The 14,976-nt window shown below is 35.2% G+C and carries 14 protein-coding genes; 3 read left to right on the forward strand and 11 right to left on the reverse strand.

Annotation, left to right across the window (positions count from 1 at the left end; genetic code table 11):
* Positions 1–37: 37 nt before the first annotated feature.
* The 6 genes from QWY86_RS00790 to QWY86_RS00815 all read right to left on the reverse strand — a co-directional run bounded on the left by QWY86_RS00790 (position 38) and on the right by QWY86_RS00815 (position 5,924).
* Complete coding sequence (locus QWY86_RS00790; RefSeq protein WP_290237604.1) at positions 38–670, reverse strand: NAD(P)H-dependent oxidoreductase; 633 nt, start codon at positions 668–670, stop codon at positions 38–40.
* A gap of 124 nt (positions 671–794) precedes the next feature.
* The gene (locus tag QWY86_RS00795) at positions 795–1,919 is read right to left on the reverse strand and encodes an endonuclease/exonuclease/phosphatase family protein (RefSeq protein ID WP_290237606.1); all 1,125 of its coding nucleotides are present in this window, start codon (positions 1,917–1,919) and stop codon (positions 795–797) included.
* Positions 1,919–2,776 (reverse strand): rhomboid family intramembrane serine protease, encoded by an 858-nt coding sequence (locus QWY86_RS00800; protein WP_290237608.1) that lies wholly within the window; start codon positions 2,774–2,776, stop codon positions 1,919–1,921. The genes QWY86_RS00795 and QWY86_RS00800 overlap by 1 nt, the downstream gene beginning before the upstream one ends.
* Positions 2,769–3,470: a rhomboid family intramembrane serine protease gene (locus tag QWY86_RS00805; protein WP_290237610.1), complete on the reverse strand. Its 702-nt coding sequence runs from the start codon at positions 3,468–3,470 to the stop codon at positions 2,769–2,771. The genes QWY86_RS00800 and QWY86_RS00805 overlap by 8 nt, the downstream gene beginning before the upstream one ends.
* 173 nt (positions 3,471–3,643) lie before the next feature.
* A complete protein-coding gene (gene mutL, locus QWY86_RS00810) occupies positions 3,644–5,479 on the reverse strand; it encodes a DNA mismatch repair endonuclease MutL (RefSeq protein ID WP_290237612.1) in 1,836 nt (611 codons plus the stop codon).
* 190 nt (positions 5,480–5,669) lie between these two features.
* On the reverse strand, positions 5,670–5,924 hold the full coding sequence (locus QWY86_RS00815) for a hypothetical protein (RefSeq protein WP_290237614.1): 255 nt from the start codon (positions 5,922–5,924) through the stop codon (positions 5,670–5,672).
* A gap of 328 nt (positions 5,925–6,252) precedes the next feature.
* On the opposite strand from QWY86_RS00815, the gene QWY86_RS00820 reads away from it, so the two are divergent.
* The gene (locus QWY86_RS00820) at positions 6,253–7,887 is read left to right on the forward strand and encodes an amidohydrolase (RefSeq protein ID WP_290237616.1); all 1,635 of its coding nucleotides are present in this window, start codon (positions 6,253–6,255) and stop codon (positions 7,885–7,887) included.
* Positions 7,874–9,691: a serine hydrolase domain-containing protein gene (locus QWY86_RS00825; RefSeq protein WP_290237618.1), complete on the forward strand. Its 1,818-nt coding sequence runs from the start codon at positions 7,874–7,876 to the stop codon at positions 9,689–9,691. Before QWY86_RS00820 ends, QWY86_RS00825 begins: the two co-directional genes overlap by 14 nt.
* A 243-nt stretch (positions 9,692–9,934) precedes the next feature.
* Here the strand turns inward: QWY86_RS00825 and QWY86_RS00830 are convergent, their stop codons facing one another.
* The 5 genes from QWY86_RS00830 to QWY86_RS00850 form a co-directional block, all read right to left on the reverse strand.
* On the reverse strand, positions 9,935–10,537 hold the full coding sequence (locus QWY86_RS00830; RefSeq protein WP_290237620.1) for a tetratricopeptide repeat protein: 603 nt from the start codon (positions 10,535–10,537) through the stop codon (positions 9,935–9,937).
* 28 nt (positions 10,538–10,565) lie between these two features.
* The gene (locus tag QWY86_RS00835) at positions 10,566–10,979 is read right to left on the reverse strand and encodes a hypothetical protein (protein ID WP_290237622.1); all 414 of its coding nucleotides are present in this window, start codon (positions 10,977–10,979) and stop codon (positions 10,566–10,568) included.
* A gap of 70 nt (positions 10,980–11,049) precedes the next feature.
* The gene (locus QWY86_RS00840) at positions 11,050–11,712 is read right to left on the reverse strand and encodes a pre-mRNA-processing factor (protein ID WP_290237624.1); all 663 of its coding nucleotides are present in this window, start codon (positions 11,710–11,712) and stop codon (positions 11,050–11,052) included.
* A gap of 68 nt (positions 11,713–11,780) precedes the next feature.
* Positions 11,781–12,377 (reverse strand): Crp/Fnr family transcriptional regulator, encoded by a 597-nt coding sequence (locus tag QWY86_RS00845; RefSeq protein WP_290237626.1) that lies wholly within the window; start codon positions 12,375–12,377, stop codon positions 11,781–11,783.
* A gap of 144 nt (positions 12,378–12,521) precedes the next feature.
* Positions 12,522–13,484: an isopenicillin N synthase family dioxygenase gene (locus QWY86_RS00850; protein ID WP_290237629.1), complete on the reverse strand. Its 963-nt coding sequence runs from the start codon at positions 13,482–13,484 to the stop codon at positions 12,522–12,524.
* Positions 13,485–13,734: 250 nt separating this feature from the next.
* On the opposite strand from QWY86_RS00850, the gene msrA reads away from it, so the two are divergent.
* Positions 13,735–14,334, forward strand: a complete 600-nt coding sequence (msrA, locus tag QWY86_RS00855) for a peptide-methionine (S)-S-oxide reductase MsrA (protein ID WP_290237631.1) — start codon at positions 13,735–13,737, stop codon at positions 14,332–14,334.
* The last annotated feature ends 642 nt before the right edge of the window (positions 14,335–14,976 follow it).

A 14,976-nucleotide genomic window follows, 5' to 3' on the forward strand; every position in this document is an offset into this window, starting at 1 on the left:
TACTTATGCAAAGCCGGCTTATAATATTTTATTAATCTTATTTATATTCGATTACAAATTCATTTAATGGTGTACGTACCTTTTTTAGGTTAACCAACCAATCACCTGCTTCGTCTCTGTAACCTAGTGGAAGTAAAGTTACACTGCGTAAACCTTGTTTATCTAAACCTAAAAGTTCATCTAAAGCTGTCGGATCAAAACCTTCCATTGGTGTTGTATCAACCTTTAACAAAGCTGCTTCTGCAAGTGCAATACCAAAGCCAATATACGCCTGACGAGCAGTATGATTAAAGTTTTCTTCAGCAGGTAATGATAACCTTGACGCTTTTAATTGATTTTTATAAGCATCAGTTGTTTCTTCTGGTAAACCGCGTTCTGCATTCATACGAGAAAATGTTTTATCAATTCCCTCCTCAGTATAGTTTTCAAAAGCTGCAAAAACTAAAAGATGCGACGAATCGATAATCTGAGATTGATTAAATGCAATTGGTGCAATTTTTTCTTTTAATTCTTGATTGGTTATAACAATTACTTTAAAAGGCTGTAAGCCAGATGATGTTGGAGCAAGATGTGCAGCTGCAACAATTTTATCAACTTTTTCTTGTTCAACTGGTTTGCCGTTCATTTTTTTTACTGCATAGCGCCAGTTTAAAGCTTCTATTAAACTCATATTTTTAATTTTTTTTGATTCTAAATTTTATGAAGCAAATATCATGAATGTCAATCCATAGTTTTGTTGATCTATGGTAATAAACAGCAGTAGTTTCTTAGAAAGATTAGTTTGAATTATAGCTTTAATCTGGTTTCTTGTCAGAGAATTTCAGGTCAATTCTTACCGGAAAATGGTCAGATAGTTTGGCCTTTTCGATTTTATAATTAAGCACATCCAAATCTTGCGAAGTTGCAATATAATCAATCTGAAAGTTTGGAAATTTACCATTATAAGTTTTTCCAAAACCAGAACCTTTTTCTTCGAAAGAATTTTTTAAGCCCTTTGTTATTCTTTTTACTGCGTAAGATGCAGGCGTATCGTTAAAATCACCAGCAATTAAATAGGGCGTTTTACATTCGGCCATTTTGGCTTTCATAATATCTACTTGTTCGCTTCTTTTTACAAAAGCACGTTTCAGCATCCTCAAAATTCTTTTAGATGCATAAAGCTTTCCTCTTGTTTTTTTGGTTAAATCATCCAGAAACTGATAATCTTGAGGCTGGAAACTTATAGATTGAAAGTGTACATTGTAAACTCTAAAAGTTTTGCCATTAATATCTAAATCGGCATAAATACTCATGTTATCACCAAAACCTTGAAAGCGTATGCTATCTTGATGTTTGATAGGGTATTTTGAAAATATTGCCAGGCCAAAGGCTTCATAATCATTATCAGATGCGGGCTGGAAATAGTAATATTTGGTTTTAAGCATAGATTTCAGACTATCTATGGTATTAAATTTGCCGGCTCTTCTGGAGTAAAATTCTTGAAAGCAAACAACATCCGGGTTTTGATTTTTAACCACTTGTAACATTTTTTCCTTCGCAGGGATGGTATTATCCTCGCCATAAAGTTTAAAACTGTGTACATTGTAAGTCATAACTCTTACAGAACCCACTTCTTTTTCAGGCTGACCTTCATCGCCTCCAAAACCAAAAGTAGCATGTAAGGTATTATAACCAGAAATAATGATTGCTAGAATAACCAGAGCAAAACGCCATTTCCGTTTAATTATCCACCAAATTAAGAATAAGATTGATATAAATACAGAATATGGATAGGCTAGGGCGAAGTAGGCAAAAAGAAAGTTTGTTCTAGGATCTACATTTCCGGCAATGGTTCCAAGTATTAGCGAAATTGCCACAACAATAGAAATAGGCAAAAATATTTTATCTAAAAAGCTATATTTCGTTTTCGGCTGTGGCATTAATCTTTACTTGCTTTAAATAATTTTTCCTTTTCTGTTGCAGTTAGTTTATCATATCCAGACTTTGATATCTTATCTAAAATTTCATCAACTTCCTTTTGAGAAACACCTTTAAATTCAGGCTTTTTTACAGGCTGCTCATTTTTTACAACTCTTAGCTTAGGCTTTTTCTCAAAGATTTTACTCCAGTCATTGCCACTTTGCAAACGCTTAATAAATACAAAACCTAAAATTGCACCTCCAATGTGCGCAAAACTTCCGCCTGCATTTGCAGAGCCTAAGCTCAAAATATCTAAAATAAAATATGCAATCGCAAGATATTTAATTTTTACTTCTCCTAAAAACATTAAGAAAATTCCATAGTTGGGAACCAATGTTGCCGTTGCAGTAATAATTGCCATAACAGCAGCAGATGAGCCAATAACCGAAGCACCAGCTAAATTATCGCTAAATACAGGAATTAAATTTAAGCCCAGAAGATAAACTAAAGCGCCTGCTAATCCGCCTGCCCAAAAAATAAAATGGAACTGACGCATTTTTAAGAAATTCATAAAGATTTGTCCAAACCAGAATAAGGCTATCATATTAAATAAAATATGAAAAAAATCGGCATGGAAAAACATATAGGTTACAATGGTATAAAACCTATCGGGAAAACTAGAAAACGCAGCAGGCAAGGCAAGATAGGTTCTTACCATTTCATAAATATTTATTTTGCTGCCACTAAAGAATGTTATTAGGGCAATTAATGCAGTAGCAATAAATATAATGATATTAATGCCGATGTAAAGTGCAACCGGATTTCCTGAACGGAAAACTTTGGTGCTTAAATCTTTAAGAACATTGTTATTATTCATAATAAGTATAAAAATTTGTGTTCTTATCTTTCCATATTTTAACTAAAATAAAGCCGATTAAAGCTCCACCCAAATGTGCATAGTGGGCAATCGAATCGCCTTGTATTTGCGCAATGCCTAATGAAAGTTCGATTAAAATATAAACGGGGATGATGTATTTGGCTTTCACCGGAACAGGTATAAATAAAATTAATAATTCAGCGTTTGGATAAAGCATCCCAAAGGCAACTAATAAACCAAATATTGCTCCCGATGCGCCAACCATCTGACTGCCATAAACCCCTTGTAGTGTTGCAAATGCGGCATCACTGGTTATCTGTTTTTCCCAGCCAGTAAATAGAGTTACCTGACCTAAAACCGAGTGTACTTCATAAGCTTGAACCGCCATTTGCAAGGCCAGTGCCCCCAAACCGGTAATGAAATAGAACGCTAGAAACTTCTTTGCACCCCATCTCGATTCCAATAAACTTCCAAAAGAATAAAGCGCAAACATATTGAAGAAGATATGTCCAATTCCGCCATGCATAAACATGTAAGTGATGGGTTGCCAAAACCTAAAATTTGGAGAATCGAAATAATAAACCGCAAGCAGATTACCTAAGTTTAAATTTGGTAATAAGTATGTTGCTACAAAAAGTAGAATGTTAATTATTAGCAGGTTTTTAACAACCGGTGGTATATATATATTGTTCATTTATTGCATTGTTTTTCTTTAGCCTGTTTCGTTTTGCGTTTCTCGTCTTTTGCTGTTCGTATCTAGTTGCACGTCTTTTGTTGTTCGTTTATCGTTTTGAGCTTTCACTTTCAATTCTAAACTCTTAACTAGTCTTGATACTTGATACTAAATACTCGATAGTAACTACTCCCTTACTTCTCAAACTTCTTATCCAACTCCGCTAAAGTAATGGTTTGGATAACAGGCTTTCCGCCGATGCTAAAGTTAGGTGTTTTGCAGGCAAAAAGCTCATCGATTAGTGTATTCATTTCCTCCTGACTTAAAGCTGTACCTGCTTTTATAGCACTATTTTTCGCTAAACTCCTGGCTAAACTATCGCGTTTGTTCAATTTTAAGTCTTGTTGCGAGTTTTTAAATCCTTCAATCAGCTGTTCAAACAACTGAGTTTCATTAATGTTTGAGCTACCTAAATCAACAGGAATACCTTCTACAACCAAAGTGTTTTTTCCAAATTCACGAACATCAAAACCTAAGCTTTTGATGTCATCCAGTAAGCTTTTAGCAAGTTCAAAATCGTTAGCATTTAATGTAATGGTTTGCGGAAACAAGCTCTGTTGCGATGCACCTTTTCTATCATCCAGATGTAGAAGAAAACGTTCGTAAAGAATGCGTTCATGCGCCATTTGCTGGTCGATAACCATTAAACCCGACTTGATTTGCGAAACAATATAACGACTATGCAATTGCATATATTGTTTTTTCTGCGTTTCTAAAATTGTATCATCAGCATAAAATGAGGTTTGTTCAACAACAGGTTGTTCTGTAATTTCATAAAGCGAACCCCAGTTTTTTGCACTAGGTTTGGCTTCATAATTTCTGGGTGATGATGAATAACCTGAAGAAGATGAAACATCACTTGCGAAAGGATTAAAGTCGGGGTTAAAGCTGATGCTTGGCGGTACAATATCTTCAACGGCTTTTGGTGAAATCATATTGCTGAAACCCGTTTCCTGGTCGAAATCTAAAGTTGGGGAAATATTATATCTACCAATAGAACGCTTAACTGCTGATTTTAAAATCGCATAAATAGATTTTTCATCGAGATACTTAATTTCTGTTTTAGTTGGATGGACATTCACATCGATTTTCGATGGATCTATATCAATAAATAAAACATAAAGCGGATAACTATCATCAGGCAGCAAATCTTCAAAAGCAGAACTTACCGCATGGTTTAGATACGGATCTTTTATAAAGCGATTGTTTACAAAGAAGAACTGCTCGCCACGGGTTTTCTTCGCAAAGGCAGGTTTACCAATAAATCCTTTAAGGTTGATAATGGTCGTATCTTCCTCAACCGGAACCAATCTTTCGTTATAGTTATTGCCAAATAAGTGGATGATGCGTTGTTTTAGATTACCTTTTGGTAAGTTAAAAATTTCGGTTCCATCATGGTGTAAACTAAAAAATATGCCGGGATGGGCCAAAGCCACACGCTGAAATTCATCAATAATATGGCGCATTTCTACCGGGTTACTCTTAAGAAAATTCCGTCTGGCAGGCGTATTAAAAAATAAATTTTTGATAGAGATTTGAGTGCCTGGAGGTGTTGCTACAGGTTCTTGAGCAGTAACCTGCGCCCCTTCGATACTAATGCAAGTGCCAATTTCATCATCATGTCTGCGGGTTTTCATTTCTACTTGCGCAATTGCTGCAATCGAAGCCATCGCCTCTCCACGAAAACCCATTGTACGAATGGCAAACAAATCCTCGGCTTTTTTAACCTTAGATGTTGCATGACGCTCGAAACACATCCTCGCATCTGTAACACTCATTCCACAGCCATTATCAATAATTTGAATAAGGGCTTTTCCTGCATCTTTTATAACCAGTTGAATTTTATCTGCCCCGGCATCAATAGAATTTTCAAGCAATTCTTTAACCGCTGAAGCTGGTCGTTGTACAACTTCTCCGGCAGCAATTTGATTGGCAACAGCATCTGGTAACAGGTGGATAATATCAGTCATGTATTAAGGCAATGTGAATCGGCTAAATTATGCAAAATAAGCTTAAGGAATGTATTTTGTTCAAAACTCAACAGCTAAATGACGGTATGTGAAGGTTGAAAATTAATATATGAAATTATTTCCGTCCCTTATTTCTTCGTCCTATGTAATCCGCAATATTTAATTTTTTGAAGCGCAAAACCTGTAGTTCTTATGTAAGGTTGTTCCCGCCAATATTACACTCTTTTGGAGTTAAGGTATTACGGATTTTATAGTATCTGCAACCAAAAGTATTTTCGTTTATGTCGGGGCTATCATCATTACGATTTATGCAAATATTTACGTTTTTTTTTTGCACCGAACTTTGTACATAAACCCGATAGCGCCAAGTAGCCCGAAGCGAGGAACGAGCAAGGCTACAGGCAATAGCGGGTACATAGCCCGCCATAAAAACAGAAATGCTCATTTTCAAAAAAAATGCTAATCTGTCAGTCAGCAATTCCTTTTTTTAGGTAGGTATCTGCAAAAATTCTAAAGTAGAAGTTTTGGATTTATCGTTTTAGTCGAGCCTAAGTAATGTTTCTCCGTTCTACTCCAAACCGGCATAACAAATTTTTGGGGATGCATTGTCCATCCAAAGGCAGAAACTTTGAAACAAAAATTTTAAGCCGGCACTTTTGTTTCTTTTGGTGTCAAAAGAAAAAAGCCCGTCTGGCGAAGACAAAAGAAAATCGTAATTAGACGATATTTAATTTACAAACACTTCTGCATACATTTTTTCTATCTTTATCTATATGAAATCATTTCTATACGCATTATTGGCAACTGCGCTTTTAATATCCTGCCAAAAAAAGGAACAAGCCGATTTAGTTATTTTTAACGCCAAGGTTTACACAGTAAATTCAAAATTTGATACTGCACAAGCCTTCGCTATAAAAGACGGAAAAATACTAGCTGTTGGTAATAACGATGAGATAAAAAAACAATTTGAAGGAAAAGATAATGTAGATGCATTGGGCAAAATCATCTATCCAGGTTTTATCGATGCACATGCACACTTTTTCGGTTACGGACAAAACCTTCAAACTGCTGATTTACGTGAAACAAAATCGTGGGAGGAAGTGCTACAGCGTTTAGTTGCTTTCGCTAAAACACACCCTGATGGTTGGTTAATTGGCAACGGCTGGGACCAAAACGATTGGACAAACAAAGCCTTTCCAACCAACGAAAAATTAACACAACTTTTTCCAAATCGCCCGGTTTTGCTAAGTAGAATTGATGGCCACGCCGCAATTGTAAACCAAAAAGCCTTTGATGATGCAGGCATAAAAAGTGAGCAAAAATTAGTCGGTGGTGATATGCTTACACAAAATGGAAAGCTTACCGGTGTTTTAATTGATAATGCTGTTGGTTTGGTTGAAAATAAAATTCCTTCGCCCGATGCCAAGCTTGCAGAAAAGATTTTTACCGATGCACAAACCAATTGTTTTGCGGCGGGTTTAACCACTATTGATGATTGTGGTTTGCCTTTTCAAGCGGTAGATTTTATAGAAAAATTGCAAAAGGAAGATAAGTTGAAGATGCGGTTATACGTTATGTTATCTGATGCCCCTGCAAATTACGATTACCTTTTTAAACGTGGGGCAATCAAAACGGATAGGTTAAATGTTCGCTCATTTAAGGTTTATGCCGATGGCGCTTTAGGTTCTCGCGGTGCAAGTTTGTTAAAGCCTTATACCGATATGCCAAACAAATCGGGTTTTTTGCTAAGTAATCCAAAACATTTTGAAGAAGTTGCCGACAAAATTGCAGCTCATAATTTTCAAATGTGTACACATGCTATCGGCGATTCTGCAAATCGGGTTATCCTTAAAATTTACAATAATGTTTTAAAGGGTAAAAATGATAAACGTTGGCGTATTGAACATGCGCAAGTAGTTAATGCTAAGGATTTTGACTTGTTTGGAAGTGCTAGTGTTGTGCCTTCGGTTCAGCCAACGCATGCAACATCTGATATGTATTGGGCCGGTGATAGGTTAGGAAGTGAACGGATAAAAGGAGCTTACGCCTACAAACAACTGCTCAACCAAAACGGATGGATTCCTTTAGGTACTGATTTTCCGGTAGAAAACATTAATCCATTATTAACGTTTTATGCAGCAACGGTGAGGGAAGATGCAAAAGGTTATCCGAAAGGTGGTTTTCAAAGCGAAAATGCCTTAACACCAGAAGAAGCTTTACGTGGCATGACCATTTGGGCTGCTAAAGCAAATTTTGAAGAGCATGAAAAAGGAAGTATCGAAAAAGGCAAATTTGCAGATTTTGTAATCTTAGATAATGATATATTAAAATCATCACCAGAAAACATTTTAAAAACCAAAGTATTAAAAACTTACCTCAACGGAGAAAAAGTATATGAAGCGAAGTAAATTATTCATTCTTGCAGCAGCAACAGCATTTAATGTATTATGTTTGGCAGCTTGTGCGCAAGAACATGTTCAAAATGAAAAAAAGCTGTTAATTGCAAATTCAATAAGTAAAACAACAGTTCTATTGAATAATCAGGCTAATATTATTCCACTGAAGGCACTTGATAAAAAAAATATTGCCTCTGTTAGTTTAGGTTTCAGCTACAGCAATGTTTTCGATAGTTTGGCAAATAAATACGATAAAATTACCTCATTTTCTGCCGATGTTTATAAAGATAGCATCAACTTAAATGATTTGGAAGATGAATTAAAATATTTCAATACGGTATTGGTTTCTGTTGACGATCGAAATATTACGCAAGTCAAATACATTAATTTCATCAATAGTATTAGTAAAACCAAATCTGTCATAATCTCTCTTTTTGGTAACGGAATGGGTTTAAAATCCTTGGATAATTTAAATAATCCGATTATTTGGACAGCTCAAAATTCTGCTGATGCTGCGGCAATCGTGCCACAATATATTTTCGGTGGCATAGGAGCAACTAACAAACTCACTTCTAGTTTTTCAATAAAATATACTTTTGGAGTTGGCTTTAGTACAACAGCAAACCGTTTAAAATATACTGTGCCCGAAGATGCAGGTGTAAATTCAAATAGTTTAAAAGAGATTGATGCCATTGCAGCAGAAGCCATCAGTCAGAAAGCTGCTCCAGGTATGGTCGTTTTGGTTGCAAAAGATGGTAAAGTAATTTTTAACAAAGCTTACGGAACACACACTTACGATTCTAACATACCTGATAAGATTACCGATATTTTCGATTTGGCTTCAGTTACAAAAGTTACCGCCACAACGCCATCTGTAATGCGTTTATTCGAAGAAAATAAGTTGAAATTGGATACAAATATTGGTGCATACATTCCAAAGGCACGAACAACACCAATGAATAATATCAAACTTCGTGAAGTAATGCTTCACCAAGCTGGTTTTATTCCATATATTCCATTTCATAATTTTGTAAAAGAAGGCGATTACAGTCGCGATTCTTCAGCCGCTTATCCAACAAAAGTTGCCGATAATTACTACATCAAAAAGGGCTTTTTCAAAGATTTTATGTGGCCAAAAATGCTAAACTCGCCAATTAAAACCCGTGGACAATATGTGTATAGCGACATCAGCATGTATGTAATGAAGGATATTGTGGAGCATATTAGTGAAGAACCTTTAAATCAGTACGCCTACGAAAATTTCTACAAACCCTTGGGTATGCAAACGGCAGGCTTTCTACCTAGAAATCGTTTCAGTGCCGACCAGATTATTCCAACCGAAGATGATAAATATTTCAGAAAAACCTTGCTGGTAGGTTATGTACACGATCAGGGCGCAGCCTTAGCTGGTGGAATTTCGGGTCATGCCGGTTTATTCTCCAGCGCAAACGATTTGGCCATAATCTATCAAATGCTTTTAAATAAGGGAACGTACGGCGGAACTGAATATTTCAAACCAAGTACCGTAGAAATGTTTACTTCAAAACAATCGCCCGTAAGTCGACGTGGTTTAGGTTTCGACCGCTGGGATCCGGATACAACCAAACATTATCCTTCTGATTTGGCTTCGCCACAAACTTATGGGCATACAGGCTACACTGGAACTTGTGTTTGGGTAGATCCATCGCGTGGATTGGTTTATGTTTTTCTTTCGAATAGAGTAAACCCAACAGTTTCAGAAAAGCTTGGCAACCTAAAAATTCGTGGTAGAATTCAGGATGTAATTAATAAGGCTATCGACGAGTCAAGGAAGTAAAAGTTAACACTCAAAGTAGGCAAAACCTATTCACAAGGCTATCCCAACTAAGACATAAGCGTAGTAATACTTCTGGTAATCCAAAGTAAATCCGCATTTTTATAGTAAAACGCGGACTTACTGCGGACTCTATGCGGAGTAAGTGTTTTGAAGATACCTTTTTAAAGTAATGGAAAATATAAGTAATGATGGGAGAGTTTTGCGCTATGGTTCGTGTCTCCACGAACCATTTATGCATTAATTTTACTCATCATCTAATAATGTAATACAGCCCTGCTCCAGTTGCTTAATTCTGGTGTCGAAACTTTTTATTGCTTCGGTATTTTTTAGTGTTTGATACAAATAAGTTATCATGCCTTTTGTAATGTCATCAGGATCGCAAGCATAAGATTTTTCCAGATAGGAAGCGGTTTTATTTGCGAGAGGCTTGTACTCAGCAGATAGTTTCCCATGAAGAGCGGTATCATTTGCATCAGCTGCCTGATTCATTTTGGCAACCAATTCTTTGCAAGTTTTAAAATATTCGTTGCCCAACGCTAAATATGGAACATAGTAACCTGGTGTTAGTTTAATGCTTTCCTCATAATACGGAATTGCTTTGCTCATCATATTAGTTTCTTCTAAAAGCCTGGCAACATGATACGTAACATTGGCAATTTGTTTAGGCTTTAATTCCGATTTCCGATTTAACAAACTCAAACCAATGGCAATTGCCTTAGGTTTTTCATCTGGTGTCATTCTTATGGTTGTGTAATCGTCATATAAATCAACAATGTTTTTATTTTGAGAAAATGCTGAACTTATGCTAATAAATAACAGAAAGCACAATAGGTGAGTTTTTTTCATATGATAAGGTTGGTGTTACTTATAAATTTTATTTTCGTTCAGCATATTTTGAATTTAGCACTAAAACTAACCAAATTAATATATATGGTATGCAAAGAAAAATAAATATTGATAAACAAAAAACGCTCAGTATCAAAAATGTAATAGGAATATAAATAACGCCTAATTTATTGTATTTGTCTGTTAATACTAAAAAAGGGCAGATGTAGAGCATAATATTAGTAACTAAAGTAGCGATGGTAATAAATGAAACCCACGAAGAATTAATTTCATGAAAAATTGCGAATTGTTCTTTGTAAAAATCACGTAGTAAGCCATTCACATAAACCCAACCCTTTTCGCCACCATTTAATGGTATACCAATATAGGTTGAGGCAATCAGGAAGATCAATAGAATAATCTGAATGCTGCGGTAATAGGAAAATGATATTATTGATTTCATTTGCCAATTAGTAGCGTGCTTATAAATTGCTGGATTTCTTGCTTGATGTTTGAATCTTTAATCCTTTTTATTATTTCCAAAGCCCATTCTCACGTTGTTTCTTCAAAATATCAATAATCCGATTGTTGAAATATTGAGGTTCATTTTCTAGAACTTCTTTAAGGAATGGCTTTTTATCTTTTAAAGAATTAAGGTATTTATTAACGTCACTACTTTTCTTAGAATTGCTGCATAAAGACCATTTTGCTGAGCCGCCTGTCAAAAATAAGTTTACATCAACTCGGTTTTCCATGTTCGGTATTTGAGAGATAATATTGTCAAGATATTTTGTATTACCAGTTGCAAAAAACGAAGACCAATTCATATCATTTAACACTGGAGAAACTTTAGTTTTTGCATAAATTGTATCAATATTCGATGATAATAGAGAAACCAATAATTGTTTAATTTCAGGCTTGTCTACTCGATTTATTTTCTTTTTAAAATCGCTTTTTAGTACTGTATCATCTTGAAAGGCGGCGCCAAAGAAACCAGTTACAATAGGATACAATCTATTATAATCCATAGAAGTTTTATTTATAAAATCAATCGATTTGTTAACAATATCAGCATCTTTACTCAAATAATAAGTTTGTAATATTTGCCCAAATCCTCTATCCGCATTTTGTGCGAATGAAGTTTTGGAAAACATCAAAGTAGTGGCTAAGAGTAAAATACTTGCTATAGTTTTCATGCTGCTTAAGATTTATTTATCAAATCTATGCATCTCGGAGTTTGTGGCTTTTGACAAAAGTCAAAAAATCATTTCTGTTTTCTAATTCTGCTCAGGGTTTCCGGAGAGATGCCTAAATATGATGCGATATGGCCTAAAGAAATCCTTTGTAATAACTGGGGATAGCGGGTGATTAAGTGTTCATAGCGTTCCTTTGCGCTATACATCCTTAAATCATTAGCCTGTATTTCATTGCGCATGTGGTAAAGCTCAGTGAGTTTGCGACCAGAAAAATTAAATTCCATATACTTTATATACATTTCATCTAATTTATCTTTCTTGACTGCAATAAGTTTACAATCTTCCAAAGTTTCTATATACTCGAAACTTGGATTGCCCGTGTAAAAACTATAAACAGATATCAGTAACTCATTTTCAAATAAAAACCAGGTATTGGTCTCTTTACCTTCCTTGTTTAGATAGTAAATTCTCGCAGCGCCTTTAACAATAAAATAAATTGTATTGCTTCGTTCACCAACGCTTAGAAGTTTAATTTTTTTGTTAACCTCAATAACTTCGCTGTTTTTAATGATGGTTACTTTTATTTCATTGCTCAGCGGATAAATAGAATTAAATAGGTTAAATAGATTTTTGTAATCTCCATAAGTTGAAATTTCTTCTTGCATGTAAATAAGGTTTATGGATTGAAATTAGAACGGAGATGAATGCTCAAATATAATAATACTGAAACAAAAAAAGCACCGAATATATCGATGCTCTTTACTTTAAACGCTCAACTTCGGACTTCGGACTTCCGACTCCTGACTATCTTACTTCTTCAATCCAATTTCTCTTAATCTTTCATCAAGATATTCTCCGGCAGTCATATCGCTGTAGGCTTTTGGGTGTTCTGCATCAATGGTTGATGGCAAGCTGGTTAAATCCATATCGCTACGCGGATGTAAGAAAAACGGTACAGAGAAACGTGAAGTTTTCATTAATTCGCGGGGTGGATTAACAACTCTATGTGTTGTAGATTTTAACTTGTTGTTGGTTAAACGCTGCAACATATCACCAACATTTACTACTATATCTGTGTGGTGTGCTTTGATTGGCAACCACTCATTGCTTCGGGTTAAAACCTCTAAACCGTCGGCACTTGCGCCAATTAATAATGTAATTAAGTTAATATCTTCATGCGCACCTGCACGAACTGCATCATCAGGTATGGTTTCAGGATTTTCAATCGGGAAATAATGTATTCCTCTCAAAATTGAATTTCCGTTATGAACGTGTTTATCAAAATAATTGATAGGCAATTCTAAATAAGTTGCAATGGCACGTAATAAGTGCGTTCCGTTTTCTTCCAGTTTTTTATAAATCGAGCCCGTTACTTTGTTAAATTCTGGTAACTCTTCTAAAACTTCATTATCAGGATATTCGTTTTTAACTGGGTCGCCGTCTGTAACTTCTTGCCCAATTTGCCAGAATTCTTTCAAATCGGGTGTTTTAGCACCTTTGGCAGTTTCTTTGCCAGCGCTTGTATAACCACGTTGGCCCGCTAATTCAGGCTTTTCATATTTGCGCTTCGTTTCTAAAGGCAAAGCGAAGGCTGCTTTAATATTTTCGTAAAGTTTATCTATCAATTCCTGACTTAAGCCATGATTAGTAATGGTTACAAAACCAGAATCGTTAAAAGCTCTTCCAAGCTCATCGGAAAATTTCTTGCGTTCTTCTTCAGTTCCGTTTATATACGAACCTAAATCTAAACATGGGATATAAGGTGTAGACATAATTATATGTTTTAATTGTTAAACGAATTTAAGAAGAATTGTTAATAAGTGTATTTTGTTCAAAATTTAACAAATTAATTTATTGATTAATAATGTTTTAAGTTATTAACATCTACATCTAATTCCCCAATAAATTGATTTGTCATGTAAAATCCATTATTATGACAACAGAAACTTAAAATGTTTTTATTTCGTAATATAGATTAGTAATTAATGGGAATATTGATTGCTGATAAACACACACACAAACATGAAAAGGATAATTTTAATTTTATTGGCTGTACTTTGGATTGGTAATGCAAATGCTCAGGGGAAAAGAAGCGAACAGGCAACGTTTGGTATGGGCTGTTTCTGGTGTACAGAAGCTATTTTTCAAAAGATAAAAGGGGTAACTTCTGTTAAGTCGGGTTATGAAGGTGGTAAAATAGCAAACCCTACTTATGAAGAAGTTTGTACAGGCTTAACCGGGCATGCCGAAGTTTTGCAAATTACTTATAACCCAATGCAAATTTCTTATACAGAATTATTAGAGATTTTTTGGAAGAGCCATGATCCAACTACCTTAAATCGCCAGGGTGCGGATAGTGGTACACAATACCGTTCGGTTATTTTTTACCATAATGCAGAACAAAAAGCATTGGCTGATAAGTATAAGAATGAGTTAAATAAAACCAACGCTTTTGGCAAAAAGGTTGTTACTGCAATTGAGCCTGCAAAACCTTTTTATGTTGCAGAAAGTTATCATCAGAATTATTATAAAAATAATGGCGACCAGGCGTATTGCAGGTTAGTTATTTTACCTAAGCTGGAGAAGTTGGAAAAAGTTTTTAAATCGAAGCTGAAAAACTAAGCCATACTCAGCTTGGCTGAGCATCTTAATGCGATAGCGGACTTAACTATCGCATTAAGATTAGCTACGCTGAGCAATTGTGATATATGGTTAAAAGATTTCTCTGTTCCGCTGCGCTCCAATCGAAATGACGGTATAGCTTTTCACTTCTGGCTCTCGTCATACTCAGCTTGACTGAGTATCTTAATGCTTTTAGTATTAAATTAATAATGCTTTTTTATTGCTTTAGGATTCCCGTTTTCACGGGAATGACGAAAATACTTCTACGGGTCATTTCGATTGAAGGGAACACTTCGAAAAGCTCATCGAAGCTAAATCTTTGTACAATTTATTTCTTGCGAGCTATATTATTGTGATTTATGGTTCAAAGATTTCTCTATTCCGCTGCGCTCCAATCGAAATGACGGAAATGTTATAATTACTTTGCCGTAACAGAGATCTACAATTGCTCAGCGAAGCTGAAACTTTGTATTAAGCAAGACTTAATTACTGGCAAATTGTAGCCCTTGATAGTTATTCAATTTTGAGTTCATTAGACCTGTATTCTATGGTTTTTGCAAATAAAAGGTTAATTAATTTTTCTGAGTAGCATTAATTTAGGTTGCTATTTCGGCAAGATACGGTGTTCCTCTTTTTACGGCT

The sequence above is a fragment of the Pedobacter aquatilis genome, assembly GCF_030409415.1.
Taxonomy (GTDB): Bacteria; Bacteroidota; Bacteroidia; order Sphingobacteriales; family Sphingobacteriaceae; genus Pedobacter; species Pedobacter aquatilis.

What these genes read in the sequence shown, in the direction of transcription:
- QWY86_RS00840 (WP_290237624.1), bottom strand. Translation starts at nt 11,712, where the DNA reads ATGAAAACTATAGCAAGTATTTTACTCTTAGCCACTACTTTGATGTTT.
- mutL (WP_290237612.1), bottom strand. Translation starts at nt 5,479, where the DNA reads ATGACTGATATTATCCACCTGTTACCAGATGCTGTTGCCAATCAAATT.
- QWY86_RS00795 (WP_290237606.1), bottom strand. Translation starts at nt 1,919, where the DNA reads ATGCCACAGCCGAAAACGAAATATAGCTTTTTAGATAAAATATTTTTG.
- QWY86_RS00830 (WP_290237620.1), bottom strand. Translation starts at nt 10,537, where the DNA reads ATGAAAAAAACTCACCTATTGTGCTTTCTGTTATTTATTAGCATAAGT.
- QWY86_RS00835 (WP_290237622.1), bottom strand. Translation starts at nt 10,979, where the DNA reads ATGAAATCAATAATATCATTTTCCTATTACCGCAGCATTCAGATTATT.
- QWY86_RS00790 (WP_290237604.1), bottom strand. Translation starts at nt 670, where the DNA reads ATGAGTTTAATAGAAGCTTTAAACTGGCGCTATGCAGTAAAAAAAATG.
- QWY86_RS00845 (WP_290237626.1), bottom strand. Translation starts at nt 12,377, where the DNA reads ATGCAAGAAGAAATTTCAACTTATGGAGATTACAAAAATCTATTTAAC.
- QWY86_RS00820 (WP_290237616.1), top strand. Translation starts at nt 6,253, where the DNA reads ATGAAATCATTTCTATACGCATTATTGGCAACTGCGCTTTTAATATCC.
- msrA (WP_290237631.1), top strand. Translation starts at nt 13,735, where the DNA reads ATGAAAAGGATAATTTTAATTTTATTGGCTGTACTTTGGATTGGTAAT.
- QWY86_RS00825 (WP_290237618.1), top strand. Translation starts at nt 7,874, where the DNA reads ATGAAGCGAAGTAAATTATTCATTCTTGCAGCAGCAACAGCATTTAAT.
- QWY86_RS00815 (WP_290237614.1), bottom strand. Translation starts at nt 5,924, where the DNA reads ATGAGCATTTCTGTTTTTATGGCGGGCTATGTACCCGCTATTGCCTGT.
- QWY86_RS00850 (WP_290237629.1), bottom strand. Translation starts at nt 13,484, where the DNA reads ATGTCTACACCTTATATCCCATGTTTAGATTTAGGTTCGTATATAAAC.
- QWY86_RS00805 (WP_290237610.1), bottom strand. Translation starts at nt 3,470, where the DNA reads ATGAACAATATATATATACCACCGGTTGTTAAAAACCTGCTAATAATT.
- QWY86_RS00800 (WP_290237608.1), bottom strand. Translation starts at nt 2,776, where the DNA reads ATGAATAATAACAATGTTCTTAAAGATTTAAGCACCAAAGTTTTCCGT.